Source organism: Streptosporangium sp. H16, assembly GCF_051918855.1.
Taxonomy (GTDB): domain Bacteria; phylum Actinomycetota; class Actinomycetes; order Streptosporangiales; family Streptosporangiaceae; genus Streptosporangium.
Window position 1 is genome coordinate 74,352 of record NZ_JBPXMD010000017.1, and the last position, 20,022, is coordinate 94,373.

General features: G+C 72.1%; 14 protein-coding genes. 6 read left to right on the forward strand and 8 right to left on the reverse strand.

Annotated features, from left to right (window positions below; genetic code table 11):
* Window positions 1-323 precede the first annotated feature (323 nt).
* Window positions 324-2,957, forward strand: coding sequence for a pyruvate, phosphate dikinase (gene ppdK, locus ACTOQ2_RS26455; protein ID WP_440103231.1), 2,634 nt, complete (start codon window positions 324-326; stop codon window positions 2,955-2,957).
* A gap of 192 nt (window positions 2,958-3,149) precedes the next feature.
* Here the strand turns inward: ppdK and cydB are convergent, their stop codons facing one another.
* Window positions 3,150-4,136: a cytochrome d ubiquinol oxidase subunit II gene (cydB, locus tag ACTOQ2_RS26460; RefSeq protein ID WP_440103061.1), complete on the reverse strand. Its 987-nt coding sequence runs from the start codon at window positions 4,134-4,136 to the stop codon at window positions 3,150-3,152.
* A 21-nt stretch (window positions 4,137-4,157) separates the two neighbouring features.
* Entirely contained in the window at window positions 4,158-5,537 is a 1,380-nt protein-coding gene (locus ACTOQ2_RS26465; protein WP_440103063.1) for a cytochrome ubiquinol oxidase subunit I, read from the reverse strand.
* Between the two features lie 441 nt (window positions 5,538-5,978).
* Here ACTOQ2_RS26465 and ACTOQ2_RS26470 point away from each other — a divergent pair, with 441 nt between their 5' ends.
* Window positions 5,979-7,232, forward strand: coding sequence for an alkyl sulfatase dimerization domain-containing protein (locus tag ACTOQ2_RS26470; protein ID WP_440103065.1), 1,254 nt, complete (start codon window positions 5,979-5,981; stop codon window positions 7,230-7,232).
* A gap of 150 nt (window positions 7,233-7,382) precedes the next feature.
* Window positions 7,383-9,023 (forward strand): DUF885 domain-containing protein, encoded by a 1,641-nt coding sequence (locus ACTOQ2_RS26475; RefSeq protein ID WP_440103066.1) that lies wholly within the window; start codon window positions 7,383-7,385, stop codon window positions 9,021-9,023.
* 127 nt (window positions 9,024-9,150) lie between these two features.
* Here the strand turns inward: ACTOQ2_RS26475 and ACTOQ2_RS26480 are convergent, their stop codons facing one another.
* The gene (locus ACTOQ2_RS26480; RefSeq protein WP_440103067.1) at window positions 9,151-12,285 is read right to left on the reverse strand and encodes an AfsR/SARP family transcriptional regulator; all 3,135 of its coding nucleotides are present in this window, start codon (window positions 12,283-12,285) and stop codon (window positions 9,151-9,153) included.
* Between the two features lie 360 nt (window positions 12,286-12,645).
* Window positions 12,646-12,795, reverse strand: coding sequence for a hypothetical protein (locus tag ACTOQ2_RS26485; RefSeq protein ID WP_440063454.1), 150 nt, complete (start codon window positions 12,793-12,795; stop codon window positions 12,646-12,648).
* 250 nt (window positions 12,796-13,045) lie between these two features.
* On the opposite strand from ACTOQ2_RS26485, the gene ACTOQ2_RS26490 reads away from it, so the two are divergent.
* From ACTOQ2_RS26490 to ACTOQ2_RS26500, 3 genes are read left to right on the forward strand one after another with little or no spacing between them, the layout of a single operon-like run.
* Entirely contained in the window at window positions 13,046-13,384 is a 339-nt protein-coding gene (locus ACTOQ2_RS26490; protein ID WP_344748401.1) for a hydroxyisourate hydrolase, read from the forward strand.
* Between the two features lie 41 nt (window positions 13,385-13,425).
* Window positions 13,426-14,265, forward strand: coding sequence for an AfsR/SARP family transcriptional regulator (locus ACTOQ2_RS26495; protein WP_440103069.1), 840 nt, complete (start codon window positions 13,426-13,428; stop codon window positions 14,263-14,265).
* Window positions 14,266-14,273: 8 nt separating this feature from the next.
* Complete coding sequence (locus tag ACTOQ2_RS26500; RefSeq protein WP_440103070.1) at window positions 14,274-14,927, forward strand: hypothetical protein; 654 nt, start codon at window positions 14,274-14,276, stop codon at window positions 14,925-14,927.
* Between the two features lie 126 nt (window positions 14,928-15,053).
* Here ACTOQ2_RS26500 and ACTOQ2_RS26505 read toward each other — a convergent pair whose 3' ends face one another.
* From ACTOQ2_RS26505 to ACTOQ2_RS26520, 4 genes are read right to left on the reverse strand one after another with little or no spacing between them, the layout of a single operon-like run.
* Entirely contained in the window at window positions 15,054-16,100 is a 1,047-nt protein-coding gene (locus ACTOQ2_RS26505) for an FAD-dependent oxidoreductase (RefSeq protein ID WP_440063458.1), read from the reverse strand.
* A 13-nt stretch (window positions 16,101-16,113) separates the two neighbouring features.
* A complete protein-coding gene (locus tag ACTOQ2_RS26510; RefSeq protein WP_440103072.1) occupies window positions 16,114-17,424 on the reverse strand; it encodes an MFS transporter in 1,311 nt (436 codons plus the stop codon).
* Window positions 17,421-18,659: an ATP-grasp domain-containing protein gene (locus ACTOQ2_RS26515; protein ID WP_440103073.1), complete on the reverse strand. Its 1,239-nt coding sequence runs from the start codon at window positions 18,657-18,659 to the stop codon at window positions 17,421-17,423. Before ACTOQ2_RS26515 ends, ACTOQ2_RS26510 begins: the two co-directional genes overlap by 4 nt.
* 1 nt (window position 18,660) lies before the next feature.
* Complete coding sequence (locus ACTOQ2_RS26520; RefSeq protein WP_440103075.1) at window positions 18,661-20,019, reverse strand: cation:proton antiporter; 1,359 nt, start codon at window positions 20,017-20,019, stop codon at window positions 18,661-18,663.
* Between the last annotated feature and the right edge of the window lie 3 nt (window positions 20,020-20,022).

Here is a 20,022-nt window from a genome sequence, read left to right on the forward strand (position 1 = left end):
TGCCGGGCACCTGGACGGCGCAGGTCAGCGGGGCCGGACCGCAGACCCTCGTCTGGCATGTCCGGCCGGGCACCTGGGCCGTCGTCGTCATGAACGCCGACGGCTCCCCCGGGGTGGCCGCCGACATCGAGACGCGCGTCGCGCTGCCGTGGCTGGACGACCTGGCCACGGCCCTGTTCCTGGTCGCGGCGTTCCTGCTCGTCGTCGGCGGAGCCCTGCTGTTCGCGGGCATCCGTTCCGCCGCGCCGCGCCCGCCCCGTACCGGCGGCCCGGGCCCCGAGCCCGGCCGCGACACCACCCCCACCGGATGGAGGCCACCCGCGATGCGCACGAACTACGTGTACGACTTCGCCGACGGCGACATGGACATGAAGGACCTGCTCGGCGGAAAGGGGGCCAACCTGGCCGAGATGACCCGGCTGGGGCTGCCCGTGCCGCCGGGCTTCACCATCACCACCGAGGCCTGCCGCTTCTACCTGGAGCGGGGGACGACCCCGCCCGAGCTGGACGCGGAGGTGGACCTGCACCTGCGGCGGGTCGAACAGGCCATCGGGCGCCGTCTCGGCGACCCCGGCGACCCCCTGCTGGTGTCGGTGCGCTCCGGCGGCCGCTTCTCCATGCCGGGCATGATGGAGACCGTCCTGGACATCGGCCTGACCGACGTCACCGTGGCCGGCCTGGCCGCCCACGGCGGCGAGCGCTTCGCCTGGGACTGCTACCGGCGGCTGATCTCCATGTACGGCTCCACCGTGACGGGCATCCCCGGCACCGAGTTCGAGGGCGCCCTGGAGGCGCTGCGCCGCGAGCGCGGCGTGGCCACCGACCCCGAGCTGTCCGCGGCCGACCTGCGCGAGCTGGTCGGCGCCTATAAGAAGATCTTCCACGCCCACACCGGGACCGACTTCCCGCAGGACCCGGCCGAGCAGTTGCGCGACGCCGTCCTGGCCGTCTTCCGCTCCTGGAACACCGAGCGGGCCCGCGTCTACCGCAACGCCGAGCACATCCCCGACGACCTGGGCACCGCGGTCAACGTGATGGCCATGGTCTACGGCAATCGCGGCACCCGCTGCGGCACCGGCGTCGCCTTCACCCGCGACCCGGCCACCGGCGCCCGCGGCGTCTACGGCGACTACCTGCCCAACGCCCAGGGCGAGGACGTGGTGGCCGGCATCCGCGACGCCCTGCCCCTGCAGGAACTGGAGCGGCTCGACGGCGCCTGCTACGCGCGGCTGGTGGAGATCATGGGCGTCCTGGAGCGCCGCTACCGCGACCTGTGCGACATCGAGTTCACCATCGAGGACGGCAGGCTGTGGATGCTGCAGACCCGGGTGGGCAAGCGCACCGCCGCGGCGGCCTTCATCATCGCCGCCCAGCTCGTCGACGAGGGTGTCATCGACCTGGATCAGGCGCTGCGGCGGGTGGACGGCGCCGCGCTGGCGCAGCTGATGTTCCCCCGCTTCGACCTGGAGGGCGCGCCCGAGCCGATCGCCACCGGCGTGGCCGCCTCGCCGGGGGCCGCCTCCGGCCGGGCGGTCTTCGACTCCCACCGCGCCGTCGAGGCCGCCGGGCGCGGCGAGCCGGTCATCCTCGTCCGGCGCGAGACCAACCCCGACGATCTGCCCGGCATGCTGGCCGCCAGGGGCATCCTGACCAGCCGCGGCGGCAAGACCTCGCACGCGGCCGTGGTGGCCCGCGGCATGGGCCGCACCTGCGTGTGCGGCGCCGCCGAACTCGACGTCGACACCGTCGGCGGGCTGCTGCGCTCCGGTCCGGTCACGGTCCGCGAGGGCGACATGATCTCCGTGGACGGCATCACCGGGAAGGTGTACCTGGGCGAGCTGCCCGTCACCCCCTCCCCCGTGGTGCGCTACTTCGAGGGGGACCTCGACGCCGCCGCCGGCCCCCTGGTGCACGCCGTCAGCCGCCTGGTCGCGCACGCCGACGCGACACGCCGGCTGGGCGTGCAGGCCAACGCCGACACCCCCGAGGACGCCGCCAGGGCCCGCGGGTTCGGCGCGGCCGGGATCGGGCTGTGCCGTACCGAGCACATGTTCCTGGGCGAGCGGCGGGTGCTGGTGGAGCGGCTCATCCTGGCCGAGAGCGAGGAGGAGGTCGCCGCCGCGCTGGCCGAACTGCTGCCGCTGCAACGCGAGGACTTCACCGGCATCCTGGCCGCCATGGACGGCCTGCCGGTGACCATCCGCCTGATCGACCCGCCGCTGCACGAGTTCCTGCCCCCGCTGGAGGAGCTGCTGGCCGCCTCGACCGATCGCGACCGGGCCCTGCTGGCGGCCGTGCGGCGGATGCACGAGTCCAACCCGATGCTGGGCCTGCGCGGGGTACGACTGGGCCTGGCCGTCCCCGGCCTGTTCGCCATGCAGGTGCGCGCCATCGGCGAGGCCGCCGCGGCCCGGATCCTCGAGGGCGGCGACCCGCGGCCGGAGATCATGGTGCCGCTGGTGGGCGACGTCCGCGAGCTGGCCCTGGTCCGCGCCGAGGCCGAGCGGGTGCTGGCCGGCATCCCCGGCGCCCCGCCGATCCCCGTCGGCACGATGATCGAGGTGCCGCGGGCGGCCCTGACCGCCGGCGACATCGCCGCCGAGGCGGAGTTCTTCTCCTTCGGCACCAACGACCTGACCCAGATGGCCTGGGGCCTGTCGCGTGACGACGCCGAGAGCTCCTTCCTGCCGCAGTACCTGCGCCTGGGCGTCTTCGCCGCCTCCCCCTTCGAGTCCATCGACGAGCGCGGCGTCGGCCGCCTGGTCGAGCTGGCCGTCCAGGAGGGCCGCGCGGCCCGCCCCGGCCTGCGCGTCGGGGTGTGCGGCGAGCACGGTGGCGACCCCGCGTCCATCCACTTCTTCCACCGGGCGGGGCTGGACTACGTGTCCTGCTCGCCGTACCGGCTCCCGGTGGCCCGGCTGGAGGCGGGCCGCGCGGCCCTTCCCCCGGCCGGATGAGCACGCGGTCCCCGGTCCCGGCAGGCGGTGAACCCGTCTGCCGGGATCGCGTTCACCGCCGGTCTCGCCCCCGCGTCGCATGCGCGACCGGGTTCGGTCCCGGCTCCGCGCCCGCCCACGCGAGGACGGACGCCGGGCACCCGCCCACGCGAGGACGGACATCGGCGTCCCCGGCCGGCTGTCCGGCCCCGGTCAGTTCGCCTCCACCTGGGGCTGGGTCAAACGCTTGCGGAAGACCCAGTAGGTCCAGGCCTGGTAGGCCAGCACCACCGGGGTGAAGATCGCGGCGACCCAGGTCATCACGGTCAGGGTGTAGGGGGTGGACGCGGCGTTGTGCACCGTCAGGCTGTGGGCCGGGTCGACGGCCGGCATGACGTTCGGCCACAGGCAGGTGAACAGGGTCGCGGTGACGGCGACGATGGCCACGGCGTTGGCGGCGAAGGCCCATCCCTCGCGCCCGCGCAGCGTGGCCGCCAGGGCGGCGGCGAGCGCGCCCGCGGCCAGCGCCACCGTGAGCCAGGTGATCGGCTTGCCCGCGATGAGCTGGGTCACCAGCAGGAACGCCCCGCCCACGACCAGGGCCACCGGTGCGAGCAGCCGTACGGCTCGCCCGGCGCGCTCGCGCACCTGGCCGGTGGTCTTCAGCGCCAGGAAGACCGCGCCGTGCAGGGTGAACAGCACCAGGGTGGCCGCGCCGCCGAGCAGCGCGTAGGGATTGAGCAGGGTCAGCAGGGTGCCCGCGTATTCGTGGTCGGCGTCCAGCGGTACGCCGCGCACGATGTTGGCGAAGGCCACGCCCCACAGGAAGGCCGGTCCGAGCGAGCCCCAGAAGAAGGCGCGGTCCCAGCCGCGGGTGCCGTCGCTCTTGCCGCGGTACTCCAGGGCGACGCCCCGCATGATCAGGGCCAGCAGGATGACGAACAACGGCAGGTAGAAGCCGCTGAACAAGGTGGCGTACCACTCGGGGAAGGCGGCGAAGGTGGCGCCGCCGGCGACCAGCAGCCACACCTCGTTGCCGTCCCACACCGGGCCGATGCCGGCGACGATCATCTTGCGCTCCGGCACGGTACGGCCCAGCACCGGCAGCAGGATCCCCACGCCGAAGTCGAAGCCCTCCAGCACGAAGTAGCCGGTCCACAGCACGGCGATGAGCACGAACCAGACGGTGGTGAGCTCCATGACGGGATTCCCCTCGCGATCTCAGTGGGTCAGGGCCGGGACGGCGCCGGCAGGCTCGGGCTCCTCGTGCGGGCCGATCCGGATGAACTTCAGCAGCAGCCGCACCTCGATGACCGCGAGCACGGCGTAGACCAGGGTGAACCCGGTCAGCGTGATGGCCACCTCGGTGACGTCGACGCCCGGGGAGACGGCCGCGGCGGTGCGCATGACGCCGAAGACCGTCCAGGGCTGGCGGCCCATCTCGGTGAAGATCCAGCCGAGCGAGTTGGCCAGGAACGGCAGGCCGATGCCGGCCACGGCCAGCCGGTGGAACCAGCGCCCGGACGGCGACCTCCCGCGCCGGGTCAGCCACAGCCCGGCCAGGGCCAGCAGCCCGGCCAGCACGCCGAAGCCGATCATCAGGCGGAAGGTCCAGTAGGCCAGGCCGACGACGGGCCGGTAGTCCCCCGGGCCGTACAGGGCCTGGTAGCGGGCCTGGATGTCGTTGACGCCCTCGACCCGGCCGTCGGTGGTGTTGGTGGCCAGCAGGCTCAGGCCGTAGGGGATCTGCACGTTGACGTGGTTGCGGCCGTTCTCGACGTCGCCGACGGCGAACAGGGAGAAGCCCGCGGAGGTCTCGTCTTCCCACAGCGCCTCGGCGGCGGCCATCTTCATAGGCTGCTGCTCGGTCATGATCTGCGCCTGCCAGTGCCCCGACAACGCGACCCCGGCGGCGGCGACCAGGGTGACGGCCATCGCCATCCGCGCCGAGCCCAGGAACATCGCGGCCTCCCGCCCGCGGCTCAGCTGCCAGACGCTCACTCCCGCCACGAAGGCGCCGGCGGTGACGAACGCGCCGAACAACACGTGCGGGAAGGTGACCAGGGTGGTGGAGTTGCCCAGCACCGCCCAGATGTCGGTCAGCTCGGCGCGCCCGCTGACCGGGTTGAGGCGGTAGCCCACCGGGTGCTGCATCCAGGAGTTGGCCGCCAGGATGAAGTAGGCCGAGATGTTGGTGCCGAGAGCGGCCAGCCAGATGGTGGCCAGGTGCAGGCGGGGCGGCAGCTTGTCCCAGCCGAAGATCCACAATCCGAGAAAGGTCGACTCCAGGAAGAAGGCGATCAGCCCTTCCATGGCCAGCGGGGCGCCGAAGACGTCGCCGACGAAGCGGGAGTAGGCGCTCCAGTTCATCCCGAACTGGAACTCCTGCACGATGCCGGTGACCACGCCCATCGCGAAGTTGATCAGGAACAGCCTGCCGAAGAACCGGGTGAGCCTGAGGTGGTCCGGATTCCGCGTGCGGTACCAGGCGGTCTGCAGGCCGGCCACGATGACCGACAGCCCTATCGTCAGCGGGACGAACAGGAAGTGGTAGACGGTCGTGATACCGAACTGCCAGCGGGACAGGTCCAAGACGTCCATCGACGCTCCAAGTCTTCAGGGGCTCCCCGTAGCTTCGAGTGGCGACGGCGTCCTCCCGTAGGGGCGGCGGACCTCACCGGAGGGGACCTTGGTCCCATGGCGGGAGCTTCACCGGTTCCTCCTCAGGTCCGCCTCCGGGTTGCCTCCGGGTTGCCTCCGTGGCCCCGGGCGCGGCAGCGGCGAAGGTCCCCGGCGTGCACGCTCCCCGCCACCGGTGCCCGACCGGCCCGTGAGCCGGGGGTCGCCCGCGGGATGCGCTCACCTCAGGTTGGATCACCCGCGGATGGTGACATATACGGTGCCGCTCGGTTGGAATGGGCTTGTTCTCCAAAACCACATCGATCCCGGACGGCGGAACACGCGGTATCCGCCCGCCGGTTCACCCGGGCGCGGGCACCGGCCGGAGCGCGGCGGAAGACGTCGAGGAAGGGCTGACCTCCCATGAACATCACCGAGTACGCCGACACCGTGTGGCGGGGCGAGGCCCCTGACAGCATCGTGCACACCGGCCTCGCCGGGCAGGGCTTCGTGGAGATCGTCGACGGCGTGGGCTTCCGCAGCGGCTTCGGCAACGTGATCGCGCTGCGGCACGGCGGGGAGGTGACCCTGTTCGATACGGGCAACCCCTTCGACGCGGACCGGCTCCACACCGAGCTGCGGGCCTGGACCGACGACCCGGTGACCGCCGCGGTCTACTCCCACGGCCACATCGACCACGTCTCGGGCGTCGGCCCGTTCGACGCCGAGGCCGACACGGCGCGACGGCCCCGGCCGACGGTGGTGGGGCACGAGGCGGTCGCCGTCCGCTTCGAGCGCTACGTGCTGACCAACGGCTACAACGCCATCGTGAACCGGCGGCAGTTCCAGGCTCCCGGCCTGACCTGGCCCACCGAGTACCGCTACCCCGACGTGGCCTACCGCGACGTGATGTCGCTCGGCCACGTCGACCTCTTCCACGCCAAGGGCGAGACCGACGACGCCAGCGTCGGCTGGGTGCCCTCGCACCGCATCCTGCTGCCGGGCGACCTGTTCATCTGGGTGACCCCCAACTGCGGCAACCCGCAGAAGGCGCAGCGCTACCCGCGCGAGTGGGCGATCGCGCTGCGCAGGATGGCCGAGCTGCGGCCGGAGATCATGCTGCCCAGCCACGGCGCCCCGATCTTCGGCGCCGACCGGGTCGAGCAGGCGCTGACCGAGACGGCCGAGTGGCTGGAGTTCATGGTCGAGCGCACCCTGGGGATGCTCAACGAGGGCGCCAGGCTGGACGACATCGTGCGCGCCGTGCGGCCTCCCGCGCGGCTGGCGGAGCGGCCCTATCTGCGCCCGCACTACGACGAGCCGGAGTTCGTGGTGCGCAACATCTGGCGGCTGTACGGCGGCTGGTACGACGGCAACCCGGCCCACCTCAAGCCCGCGCCCGAGGCCACGCTGGCCGCGGCGGTGGCGAAGCTGGCCGGAGGCGCCGCGAGGCTGGGCGACGCCGCGCTGGAGGCGCTGGCCGCGGGAGACCAGCGGCTGGCGGGACACCTGGCCGAGATGGCCGTGCAGGCCGCACCGGACGACACGGCACTGCACGGGGTGCGGGCCGAGGTGTTCGCCGCCAGGGCGGAGTCAGAGGCGTCGCTGATGGCCAGGGGCGTGTTCACCTGGGCGGCCGAGGAGTCGCGCAGGGCCGCGGGAGGCGCCCCGGCCTGACCACCGGCCTCCGGCTCGGGCTCCGGCTCCGTAGGGACGGGTTCTCACCGGGCGCGGGCGTGTCCCTCGCGGCGCCGCGTTCCCGGACGTCAGGGCGGCCGGATAGCGAAGGGATAAGGGGCGGATGCCAGGCGATCCTACGGTCCGGACATGAGCACTCCGATCTTTGCGCTTTGCGATGAGTACGTCACCCGCTGGGCGGCCCTCGACCCGATCGCGGCAGGTGCCGAAGGCATCGTGTCCGACTTCGTGGCCGCCACCGACCACAGCCCGGCCGGGAGCGCCGCCCGTGCCGAGCTGATCCGCTCGACCCTGAAGCGTCTCGACGAGCTGGTCCCGACCGGCGAGCCGGACGTCAGGGCGGCCACCCACCTGCGGGAGCGGCTGGAGGCCGAGCTCGCCTGGCACGACACGGGCGAACCGCTCCGCTGGGTGGCGGCGCCGTACGGGCTGCCCTACCGGGTGCGCTCCAGCGTCGTCCTCCTCCCCCACGGCACCGACGACGAGTGGCGCGACGTTGCCGCCCGCCTGGCGGCGATCCCGGAGATGCTCGCCGGGTGGCGGGAGAGCCTGGAGGTCGGACTGGAGATGGGCCTGCGGGGCGCCCGCAGGCAGGCGCTGGCCATGGCGGACCAGGCCGACCAGTTCGCCGGCGCCGGCGGGACTCCCCCGGCGCACGACGCCTTCGTCGCCACCTACGGCGAGGGCCCGGTCAGGGAGGAGCTGCTCAAGGCGGCCGCGGCGGCCCACGACGCCTACGCCTTCGCGGGGCGCTACCTGCGCGAGGAGTACGCGCCCCGGGCGAGCGAGGCCGACGCGGTGGGCCCCGAGCGCTACGCGGTCGTCGCCAGGATCAGCCTGGGCGCCGACATCGACCTGCGCGAGGCGTACGAGTGGGGCTGGGCGGAGCTGGAGCGCATCGGGGCCGAGACGGCCGCCGAGGTCGAGCGGATCAAGCCGGGCGCGACCATCGAGGAGGCGACCGCGATCCTCAACGAGACCCAGGCGGTCGACTCCCTGGAGGAGTACCAGGCGTGGCTGCAGGAGCGCCACGACCGGGCGGTCGAGCAGCTGAACGGCACGCACTTCGACATCCCCGAACCGCTGCGGCGCATCGTGGCCGAGGTCGACGTGAGCTCCACGTCCGGCGCGGCCTCCTACAACGCGCCCAGCGAGGACCTGTCGCGGCCGGGCCGCACCCTGTGGCCGGTCGGCGGGCGGACCCGCTTCGCCACCTGGAGCGAGCTGACGACGATCTTCCATGAGGGGGTGCCCGGCCACCACCTGCAGTTCGGCGCGATGCGCACGGCCGGGGACACCCTGTCCAGGTTCGCCAAGGTCTCCTGGGTGGACGGCCACGGCGAGGGGTGGGGCCTGTACGCCGAGCGGCTCGCCGACGAGCTCGGCTGGTTCACCGAGCCGGGCACCCGGCTGGGCATGCTCAACTGGTCGGCCCTGCGCGCCGCCCGGGTGGTCATCGACCTGGGCGTCCACCTCGACCTGCCGTTGCCCGACGGCTCAAGGTGGACCTTCGAGAAGGCCTGCGAGGTGCTGCGCGAGCAGGGCCGCTGCGAGCCGCACCGGGTCGAGGCCGAGGTGGTGCGCTACTTCGGCTGGCCCTCCCAGGCCATCTCCTACAAGCTGGGCGAGCGGGCGTGGGTGCAGGCCCGCGAGGAGGCCAGGCTGCGCCTGGGTGACGCCTTCGACCTGCGTGCCTGGCACACCGCCGCGCTGGAGCTGGGGCCGGTCGGCCTGTCCAGCCTCGCGGAGGCCCTGCGCCGCATCTGCTGAGCACCGGTAGCCCCGCGACCGGTGACCTCACGACCGGTGACCCCGCGACCGGCGGCACGACCGGCGGCGACCGCCCGGGGAGGTCCGGTTCCCGGACCTCCCCGGACCTCTGCGGACCGTCCGGTCCTCAGGACGCCGGGACCTTCCCCGCCCGCCCTCGTGGTTGTTCCAGGGCGGGCGACGGAGGAGGCTCCAGCTGGGCGCGTACCCGGGCGGCGATCGCGGGGGGCATCGTGCCGGCCAGCTCGAGGGCCTCCTCCGAGACGCTCAGCGCCGCCTCGGCCTCGCCGACGGTGGTGTACGCCGCGCTGAGCATGACCAGGACGCGCATCTGGTGGAGCGGCGCGTCAATCTTGTGGAACAGGCCGAGGGCCTGGTGGAAGCGGCCGATGGCCTGTTCGGTCTGGTCGACGGCGAGCGCCAGCTCACCGAGCGCGAGCACGACCCTGGCCTCGGCGAGCCTCTCCCCCGCGGTGGTCGCCACCTCCAGGGCGTTCTGGAGGGTGAGCTCGGCCTCCTGGAGGTTCCCCTGGCGCAGCCGCGTGACGCCCAGGCCGTGCAGGGCGTACGCCTCGCCGGTCGGGTCGCCGATGTTGCGCACGGTCGTGAGCGTCCGCTCGAAGACCTCGGCCGCCGACGCGAACTCCTCCGACCTGAGGTAGGTCTCGCCCAGCCGGTGCAGGACCTGCGCCTCCACCCGGCGGCTGCCCCCGACCCTGCTGAGTTCCAGCGCCTCGCCCAGCAGGCGCTTGGCCTCGTCGAGCTCGTCGCAGTCGAGCCTGATCTGGGCCATGCTGTGGAGCACGTAGGCGGAGGCGACCTGGTCGCCGGTGCCGCGGAAGATGCTCAGCGCGCGGTCATAACGTTCCACCGCGTCGTCGAGCCGGCCGCTCATCCGGTCGAGGAAGGCGATGTTGCGGATGACGAGGGCCACTCCCAGGTCGTCCCCGGCCTCCTCGAACAGCTCGGCCGCCGACTCGAAGTCGCGCCGCGCGTCCCCGAAGCGCTGCTCGGCGATGTACAGCGAGCCGATCGAGTAGAGCATCGCCGCCTGCCCCCTACGGTCCCCGGCCTGCCGGGCGGCGGCCAGGGCGACCTGGTGGGTCTCCCGCCAGTCGTCGAAGTAGATCCTCGACTCGAACAGGGTGACCGCGCTGATCGCGAGGTCCCAGCACAGCTCGACGAACCCGGCCTGAGCGGCCTGGCGGATGCCCGAGACCAGCGTGAGCCGCTCGCGCTCGTACCAGGGGAGGGGTGCCATGACCAGCTTCTCGACCAGCCGCGCGGGCAGCGGCCAGCGCGGCGCGTTGCTGTGGACCTGCACGTAGTCTCCGCCGTACTCGCGGCGGTGCGCCTCGCCGGTCAGGAAGAGCAGGCCGCCGAGCACCCTCTCCAGCGCGGCGTTGCGGTCGGCGACCGCCTCCTCGCCGGCGAGGCGCTCGCGGGCGAACACGTGGATCAGGTCGTGGAAGCGGTACTGGCTGTGCACGCCGTACCCGGCATCGGCCGTCTCGACCAGCTGGGCATCGGCCAGGTCGTCGAGCAGGTCCTGCGCGTCGGAGGGATGGCAGTCGAGCAGCGCGGCGGCGACCCAGCCGGAGAAGTGCCGGGACTCCAGGATGGCCAGGCGCCGGAACAGGCGGCGCGCGTCTTCGCTGACGCTCTCGTACGTCAGGGAGATGCTCGCCCTGATGCCCAGGTCGCCGTGTTTGAGCTCGTCGAGCCTGCGGGTCTCGTCCTCCAGCCGTCCCACGAGCTGGTCGATCGTCCAGTGCGGGCGGGCGGCGAGCCTGGCGCCCGCGATGCGCAGCGCCAGCGGCAGATGGCCGCAGAGGTCCGCCAGCTCGGCCGCCGACTCCCGCTCGGCCTGCACCCGCTCGACGCCGGCGATGCGGGCGAGCAGGTCCACCGACTGCCTGGAGTCGAAGAGGCCGACGTCGAGATGGGCCGCGCCCGGCAGGCCCGCGAGCCTGCTGCGGCTGGTGATTATCACCGCGGCCTCGGGATTGCCGGGCAACAGCGGCAGCACCTGGCTCTCGCTCCTGGCGTCGTCCAGGACGACCAGCACCTTGCGCCCGGAGAGCAGGCCGCGGTACATCTCCGCCCGCTCGTCCACCCCGTCGGGTATCGCGTTACCCGGCACGCCCAGCGCGCGCAGGAACCGTTCGAGCACCTGCCCGGAGCCGACCGGGTGGGACTCCCCTCCATGCAGGTCGGCGAAGAGCTGGCCGTCCTCGTAGCGTCCGGCGACGCTGTGCGAGACGTGCACCGCGATCGTGGACTTGCCGATGCCCGGTTTGCCGACGACGGCGATGACGGGGACGGCGAGCCGCTGCCGGTCCTCCGCGGCGAACGTGAGCTGGCGGCGGATCGCCTCGACCAGCTTGATCCGGCCGGTGAAGTCGGCGATGTCGGTGGGAAGCAGCCGGGGAACCGTCCGGCGGGCGGCCGGCGCCTCCTGCGTCTCCGCGTGGCGCTGGGGCTGATGCTGGTGCTGTTGCTGCCGCCCCGGCGGGTCGAGGCTCTCGTCGGAGGTGAGGATGGCGTACTCGAGCTGCTGGAGGCTCTCGTTGGGTTCGATGCCCAGCTCGTCGATCATCGTCTGGCGGGCACGGCGATAGACCGTCAGCGCCTCTGCCTGGCGTCCCGAGCGGTAGAGCGCGATCATCAGCTGGCCGCGCAGCCGTTCCCTGAGCGGATATTCCTCGACGAGCTCGCTGAGCTCGCCCACCAGCTCGTGGTGCCTGCCCAGTTCCAGCTCGAGCTCGACGCAGTCCTCGTTCGCGGTGATCCGGCGCTCGCCCAGCCTGCCGACCGCCCCCTGCACGAGCCGGCTCTCCTGGCCGTCGAGGGCGGGACCCCGCCAGAGGGCGAGTGCCTCCCGGTAGCGCCTGACGGCGTCCTCCGGACGGTGGCCCTCGCGAGCCTGGCGGGCCTGGTTCAGCAGGCCCTCGAAGGTCTGGGAGTCGAGCTCCCCCTCGGCGACCCGCAGCGTGTATCCCTGGGAGTGGGTCGCGATGACGTCGGGCCCGCCGTTGGCGGCGAACAGCCGCCGCAGCGAGGAGATGCAGATCTGCACCTGCGCGCGCGAGGTGCTGGGGAGGTCCTCACCGTAGATCGCGTCTGTCAGCCGCCCGATGGTGACCATCCGGTTGGCCTCCAGCAGGAGGCAGGAGAGGACGACCTGCTGCCGAGGCGCGCCCAGATCCAGGCGCTGGCCGTCGGCGATGACCTCCAGGGGGCCGAGGATCCGATACTCCACCGACTCTCCTTACAGAATCGCGGCCTGTTCCGGAAATTCACCGCACGGTCGGTGTAAGAGAGACATCAGGGATCTAACCACTGCCTTAAATCCAGGCAACAATCGACTCAACCCCACCCTCCATGATCTCCAGACATATAACCCAGAGATCACGACGGGCAATTTTATATGCATGAAACGTGGTCTGCCCGGGATCATACAACGTCGCTGGTGGGAGAACCAGGGGGGTTTGTAAAGGTCTGGCCCGATTTGCGACTAACGGGCGGGTTTGAGACACGAAGAAGCGGCCGGACCTTGGACGGCTCCGACCGCTTCGGCGAACTCCCGCCGCCGGCGACCTCGCCGGGCGGGGGGTGCAGTTCAGCCCCAGGGGGTGTTGCTGGCGAGCACGGTGGTCGTCGGGGCTCCGCCGGCGATCGAGGGGACGACGGCGGCGAGACCGAGGCACCCGAGGACCGCGACGGCGGAGACGATGATCCGGAGGGTGGTGAAGCTCGCGAATTCCCGCATTTCCTGTACCTCTTCTTCGTGTCTCGCAGGCCGTTCACTGCTGTCCGCCTGTCTGCTTCAAAACGTAAATAGCGCCCCTATCCGCCCCTTATCCGATCCCTTCTGATCCGGCATCCGAGCCGTCCGGCACGAAAGAATAGGCTCCGGTAGCCGATGGATAGCGGACGGATAGCCCTCCCGTGGAACCTGATGGGACCGAGGCCGCGCGATAAGGGTCACGCGGCCCCGACCAGCAGATGGGTAACCTCACATGAGCATCGCCACGCAGGCACTTGACGGCGTTTACGGCCGGTCCGCGGCCGGTGTCCGAGCTCGCCTGGAGCGCGCCTCGGGCACCGGCTGGGAGCCGGTCTCCGAGGGCGAGACCGACATCGATGGAAATGTTAAAGAATGGACGGACGAATTCATGGAGCGCGGGCTCTATCGTCTCGTCCTCGCCACCGACCACTATTTCGCCGGCCTCGGCATGACCACCTCCTACCCTGAGATCACGGTCATGTTCCGGATGCACGACGAGCGCATGCCGTATCACGTCCAGGTCGTGCTGGCGCCACACTCGTACTCGACGTGCTTCGGCGTCCGCGGGTGAGTCCGCGAGCGGCGGAGTCCGTCCTTCCAAGGGAAGCGAACATGCCCGTTCAACAATTGGTGAAAGCCGGTCCCCACAACGCCGGGCGGGACGAGGGCACGCCCTCGGTCATCGCCCGATGCCTGAGCAACTTCCGCCTGGAGGTCGACGGGCAGGCCGTCTCACACTGGCGTGCCGGCAAGTCGAGGGCCCTGTTCCAGTACCTGCTGGTCAACCGTGAGCGGTTCGTCCACGGGGACCGGTTGCGCGAGGTGCTGTGGCCGGAGAGGGAGGATCACCGCTCCAGCTCGCTCAAGGTCGCCGTGCACGGCGTGCGGCGGGTGCTCAACGAGTTCGAGGACAGGGACGGCTTCACCCTGCTCCACCAGGACCACGGGTACGTGCTGCGGACGAACAGCGCGTGGGTGGACATCGAGGAGTTCCAGCGCGCCTTCGACCGGGGCCGGAGCGCGTGGGTGGCCAAGGACCACGACACCGCGATCGCGTGGTTCCAGCGGACCGCCGACCTGTACGTCGGGGACTTCCTCTCCGGCGAGACCGGCGACTGGATCAACGAGCAGCGGCAGTGGATGCGCGGGACCGCGCTGCGCGCCCTGTCCGCGCTGCGCACCGAGGCGCTGGAGCGCGAGGACTGGCCGGCCGCGATGCACTGGTGCCGCAGGGCCCTCGACGTCGACCCCCACCACGAGACCACCTACCAGACCCTGATGATGATGCACGGCGAGCTCGGCGAGCTCGGCCGCGTCCTGAGCTGGTACGAGGTGTGCCGCCACCGGTTGCGCACCGACCTCGGCGTGGAGCCGAGCGAGCGCACCGAGCGGCTGCTGGCCACGCTCATGCGGGGCCGGAGCCGGCCGCCCCTGACCGGCCCGCGCCCGTGACGGCGCCCGTGACGCCCCCCGGCCGGGGGCCCGATCTGGAACGCCTGCGCGTGGCGGTCGGCGAGTTCGCCCGCTACGGCGCGGCCGACAGGTCGTGGGAGCGGCTGCTGCTGGCGACCGGTCCGGAGGTCGACCCCGCGCTCGCCGCCCATCGCCGGGCCCTGCTGACCTGGTTGAACGCGTGGGGGTGCCGGCTGCGCTATCCGCGCGACGGCGAGCCCGACGTCTTCGGCACGGAGAGCGCGGCCTGGTGGGACCGCTGGCGGGAGCGCCTTCCCGGCCGGGACGCCACGCTCGCGGCGCTGGGCGACGCGGAGATCGACGTGCTGGGCGAGTGCTACGCGGACCTGTCGGCGATGCGCGCGGCCCCCGGGGCCAGGCCCCGCTCCCTGGGACCGACCGCCGCGACCAAGATGCTGCACGCCCTGCGCCCGGCGGCGCTGATGCCCTGGGACGCGGCCATCGCCGACGCCCTGCACGGGTCCCGCACGCCGGACGCCTACCGCGCGCACCTGCGGCTGGGCCGGGAGTGGGCGCGGCGCCTGCTGGAGGAGGCGGGTGCCGGCGAGCGGGAGCTGGCGGTGCTGCTGGGCCGCCCCGGGCGCCCGCTGGCGAAGATGCTGGACGACTACTGCTACCTGGCGTTCACCGCGGCGACCTGACCGGGTTCCGGGCTCCGCCCTCACGGCCGCGGGGACGGGCGACCCGGCCGGTCTCCCTCCTCACGGCGGCGTTCGCGACCGGCGACGGTCACCGGGACGCGACCCTGACGGGTCGCGTCCCCGCGCTCATCGCAGCGACCTGACCAGGCTTCGCGCGGCCGTGCGGCTCGCGGCGAGCACGGTCTTGCCCGCGCCGCCGCTCCCCCCGGTGAACGTGTAGACGCCCTTGGCCAGGGGACGCAGCGACAGCCCTCCCGTGGGGTGGTAGCACTCGACCGCGGTGACGGCCTTGACCTTCCTTCCCGGCGGCCGGTATCCGATCCTGGCCTCGGCGACGTCGAGGATCCTGCTGGTGAGAACGGGGTCGGTCGGCGTGGGTCCAGGGGTGATGTCCCATCTGTCGGTGGGCAGCCCGAGCAGGACCCGTCCTTCTGCGTAGGACCTGCCGTACAGCCCGGACGTCTCGTCGACGAACGCGTCGGGATTCTTCCCCGCCGAGGGGCCGAGCACGTACTGGATCACCTTGGTGCGCAGCCCCGCGTCCGTCAGGCCCGTACGGGCGAGAAGTCCCTGGGTCCACGCCCCTGCGGCCACCACGACGGCGTCGAACCTGGCCGGGCTGCCCTCGGCCGGCCGGACCTCGGCCTCGGCGGTGATGCCGTCCACCTGCCCGTCGGTGACGAAGGCGCCCGACCTGGCGAGCTCGACCAGAAGCCGGTCGCGGAAGGCGTTCGGGGAGAGGTATCCGGCGCGCTTCTCGACGACGGCCACGCTCCCCTCGGGCAGCTCGCGGAACGTGCCGCGGGTGCTGAGCTCCGCGCCGCTCACCAGGGAGATCGAGCCGGGCAGGCGGCTGCGTACCAGCTCGACCAGGCCCTCGGTGCCCGGTCCGAGGCCGGGCAGCAGGTACACCGAGCCGGTCTCCCGGTAGGAGGCCCACTCGCGCAGCTCCCGGTTCGAGTGGAGCTCGGCCAGGCTGTCGGCGGCCTCCAGGCACAGTGCGGCGTCGGGCTCGAAGGCCCTGGTCAGCCCCCCGGAGGCGGCGCTGGCGTCGGCCCTCCTGTGCGGCTCTCCGGTGTACAGGTGGACGGCGCTCCCCCTGACGACCTCGCACAGCCGCCAGGCCAGCATGGCCCCGGCGATCCCGCCGCCCACGACAGCGATTCTGATCATGGCACTCCTCCGTTCATGTCGCCGAGGCGGTCGCGGTCCGCGACTCGTCGGCCTTGTTCGGGTCCCGCATGCCGATCAGGCCCGCCACGGTCGCGATCGCGGAGACCAGGGCCGCCCACAGCCACACCGAGCGCCCCACCTGGAACCACACCAGGGTTCCGATGACCGGCCCGATCGCGGTGCCGAGCCCGAAGACGCTCTGCATGGCGCCGATGTAGCGCCCGCGGAGCCGCTCGGGGCCGGCCAGGGCGGGGTAGGCGAACGTGGTGGGCCCGCCGATGATCTCCGAGAGCGTCCAGACCAGGGTGCCGAGCATGAACCAGATCGGCAGCGGGGAGATCGCGTAGATGGCGTAGCCGACCGAGACGAGACCGAGACCGAGCAGCGCGGTCAGCCGGATCGGCCACTTCTGCACGACCTTCGTCATCGCCAGCTCGCAGGTGATCACGATCAGGCCGTTCAGCGACACGGCCGCGCCGTACCACCACAGGCTGATGCCGGCGGCGGAGATGTCCAGCGGGAGGGTGGCCGTGTACTGGCAGTAGACGATGGAGGTGAGCAGCATCGCGAGCAGGTAGACGCTGTAGCGCCAGTCGGCGAACACCGCGAGGTAGCCGGAGCGGCCTTCCGATGACGACGCCTCCGAGGCCTCCGCCGCCTTCTCCGCCTGCCTGGCCGCGGCGCGCTCGGCGCGCGGGGCGCGCCGGGGCAGCGCGAACATCACGATGCCACCGAAGATCAGTGCCGCGGCGGCCTCGCCCCAGAAGAGCGCGTTGTAGGAGACGGCGAGCAGCGCGGCGCCGATCAGCGGGGCGGCGGTCATGCCGAGGTTCAGACCGAGCCGGTACATCGCCGTGATCATCACGACCCGGTGCCTCGGTGTCAGCTCGGTGAGCATCGTCTGGGCGGCCGGCCGGTAGAACTGGCCGACCGTGCTGACCATGAAGACGGCGGCCAGGATCATGGCGTAGGACGGGGCGTAGAGGATGGACACGATCAGAAGGGCCGAGCCGCCCATGCTGATCAGGGTGACCGTCCGGGCGCCGAGCCGGTCGGAGAGCGACCCTCCGGCCAGCGAGCCCACCACCGCGCCGGCCCCGTACACGCCCAGCGCGAGCCCCGCCTGGGTGGCGGAGAAGCCCCGGTCGGTCAGGAACAGCACCAGGTAGATCTGGATGAACGCGGCCAGCCTGCTGATGAAGCCTCCGAAGAGCAGCGCCCTGACGGCGCGCGGGGACTCCCGCAAGGTGGCGAACACCCCGTCGTCCGGCTTGGCCGGGGGGGTCGGGGAGACGTTGTTCTCGTTCTCGATAACGGCGGTCATGCGGCTGCCTTCACCTTCAGGTGCGCCTCGGCGGCGTCCAGCGCGGCCCGGCACTCGTCGACGGTCGGGGATAGCGCGGTGGCGTAGGCGATACGCCCCCACAGGGTGCCCTTGGGCGGTGGTGAGACGGTCGCGCCCGCGGCGACCACCGGGACCGCCCGGTCGATCTCCGGGGGCAGGCCGGTCTCGTCGAACGCGATCGACTCGATCGTGGTGTCGTCCTCGGCGACGTAGAAGAAGCGCACGCCGCCGACGAGCTTGCGCTCGGGGGCGATGTCGGGGGTACGGCCGCAGGCCACCGCGGCGGCGGCCAGGCCCGGGTCGATCCCGGTGGTGAGCATCCCGAGGTAGGGGATCATGTCCCCGCCCAGGCGCGCGTTCACCTCGATGACGCGCAGTCCCCTGGAGGAGAGCTTGATCTCGGTGTGGGTGAAGCCGTCGGTGAACCCGAGCGCGGTGTGCGTGTCCTGCAGGACGCGGCAGAACTCGGGGTCCTGCAGGAGCTCGTCCTGGGCGTCGACGAAGTGGCCTATCTCCTCGCAGTAGGGCTCGTAGCCGAGGACCTTCCTGCCGAGGAAGAGCGGGGTCACCACGCCGCCCTGGACGACGGCGTCGACGCTGACCTCGGGGCCGTCGGCGAACTCCTCGACCAGGACGGGCACCTCGAACGTCGCCCCGCCGGGGACCTTCAGGTCGTGGACGAAGGCGAACCGCTCCGCCAGCTCCGCGGGGTCCTCGACCCTGATGACGCCCAGGCTGCCGCCGAGGCCGCGCGGCTTGAGGATGGCCGGGTAGCCGACCGTCTCGGCGGCGCGCAGGGCCTCGTCGAGCGTGGAGACGGCCAGCGACCTGGGTTGCGGGACGCCGAGCGCGTCGAGCGCGACGCGGGTGAGGTGCTTGTCGCGGCAGCGGCGCACCATCTCGGGGTCGCCGCCCGGCAGGCCGAGGGCCGCCGAGACGTGCGAGGCGGCCAGGATCGTGGCCTCGTCCCAGCACAGCACCCCGTGCACGGGCTCGCGGGCGGCGAGCTCCAGGGCGGCGGCCGCCATCGCGGGTCCGTCGGCCAGGTCGGCGACGACGGTCCAGCCGGTGACGTACTCCTGTTCCCAGCCGGGCTCGGCGGTCACCATGAGGTGGACGCGGTACTCGGTGGCGATGGAGCGCAACAGGTACTCGCGGTAGTGCCGCATCCCCGTCGCGACCACCAGGATCAGCGGTCTGGTGTCAGTGGTCATGTCACGCCTCCTTGGCGGTGGTCACGAGCTGCCTGTCGGTGCCGTCGGGGCCCTGCAGGGTGTCGAAGAACTCCTCGCGGACGGCCTCGTCCTCGGTGGGAACGATCCTCGCGGCCGCGAAGCGCAGCAGGGGCGGCGCCATCATCGAGGTCACGACCGCGACCAGGACGATGACCGTGTAGGACGCCGTGGTGAGCACGCCCAGGCGGAGGCCCACCATCGCGATGATCACTTCGATCACGCCGCGGGAGTTCAGGCCCGCGCCGAGCGCGAGGGCCTCCCAACGGGTCCTGCGGGCGATGCGCGCCCCGAGGTAGGCGCCGCCGAACTTGGCGGCGATGGCGACGGCGAGCACCACGATCCCGGCCACGAGCACGACCGGGTTGGCCAGTTCCGTCAGGTCCATGCGCAGGCCCGCCGTCGCGAAGAAGATGGGCGCGAGCACCGCGGCGACGAGCGTCTGCAGGGGCGCCAGCCTGGCGACCTTCAGATCCGGAGAGGAGCCGACGAGCGCGCCGCAGACGAAGGCGCCGAGGATCGCCTCGAACCCCATCGCCTGGGTGGCCGCGGCCGAGAGCAGGATCATGATCGTCACCGCGGCGATCGTGGTGACGCTCCCGCCCCTGTCGGCGAGGCGCAGAACCTTGGCGACCACCCTGCGGCCGAGCAGGACCGACACGGCCACGAGCCCGACGAGCAGCGCGATCGCGGTGAGCGCGGCCTGTCCGGTGCGCGCCCCGGCGGTGGCGAGCGCGGAGACCACCGAGAGCAGGAACCAGCCGACCACGTCGTCGATGACGGCGCTGCTCAGGATGAGCTGCCCGATGTCGCGGTGGAGCAGGCGCATCTCCATCAGCACTTTGGCGATGACGGGGATGGCGCTGACGCAGAGCGCGACACCGAGGAAGAGGGCGAAGACGGTGTGGTCGACGCCTTCGGCGATCATCTCGGAGGGGGCGAGGAACCCGATCCCGACGCCGAGGACGAGCGGGACGGTCAGTCCCGCACCGCTGATCACGGCGGCGGTCTTTCCCTGGCGGCGGATGAAGCCCAGGTCGAGGTGCATGCCCGTCAGGCCCACCAGCAGCAGGACGCCGACCTGGCCGACCGCGTCGATCATGTGGAATCTGGCCGGGTCGGTGGGCAGCAGCCAGGCGGAGAACTCGGGGGCGACGTTGGCGAGCAGCGAGGGCCCGATCAGGATCCCCGCGCTGAGCTCACCGAGCAGGGCGGGCAGGCCCAACCGGACGGAGAGACGTCCCAGGACGGTGGCCAGACCCAGGAGCAGCCCGAGCTGCAGCAGGAGGATCATCAGGTCGTGGGCGGGGATGACGGCGACGGGAGCCATGGCGATCGGCACGGG

Excerpts from the sequence above, each read along its gene's own strand:
- cydB (WP_440103061.1), bottom strand. The coding sequence starts at position 4,136 with ATGGAGCTCACCACCGTCTGGTTCGTGCTCATCGCCGTGCTGTGGACC.
- ACTOQ2_RS26475 (WP_440103066.1), top strand. The coding sequence starts at position 7,383 with ATGAGCACTCCGATCTTTGCGCTTTGCGATGAGTACGTCACCCGCTGG.
- ACTOQ2_RS26510 (WP_440103072.1), bottom strand. The coding sequence starts at position 17,424 with ATGACCGCCGTTATCGAGAACGAGAACAACGTCTCCCCGACCCCCCCG.
- ppdK (WP_440103231.1), top strand. The coding sequence starts at position 324 with ATGCGCACGAACTACGTGTACGACTTCGCCGACGGCGACATGGACATG.
- ACTOQ2_RS26515 (WP_440103073.1), bottom strand. The coding sequence starts at position 18,659 with ATGACCACTGACACCAGACCGCTGATCCTGGTGGTCGCGACGGGGATG.
- ACTOQ2_RS26495 (WP_440103069.1), top strand. The coding sequence starts at position 13,426 with ATGCCCGTTCAACAATTGGTGAAAGCCGGTCCCCACAACGCCGGGCGG.
- ACTOQ2_RS26490 (WP_344748401.1), top strand. The coding sequence starts at position 13,046 with ATGAGCATCGCCACGCAGGCACTTGACGGCGTTTACGGCCGGTCCGCG.
- ACTOQ2_RS26470 (WP_440103065.1), top strand. The coding sequence starts at position 5,979 with ATGAACATCACCGAGTACGCCGACACCGTGTGGCGGGGCGAGGCCCCT.
- ACTOQ2_RS26505 (WP_440063458.1), bottom strand. The coding sequence starts at position 16,100 with ATGATCAGAATCGCTGTCGTGGGCGGCGGGATCGCCGGGGCCATGCTG.
- ACTOQ2_RS26465 (WP_440103063.1), bottom strand. The coding sequence starts at position 5,537 with ATGGACGTCTTGGACCTGTCCCGCTGGCAGTTCGGTATCACGACCGTC.
- ACTOQ2_RS26485 (WP_440063454.1), bottom strand. The coding sequence starts at position 12,795 with ATGCGGGAATTCGCGAGCTTCACCACCCTCCGGATCATCGTCTCCGCC.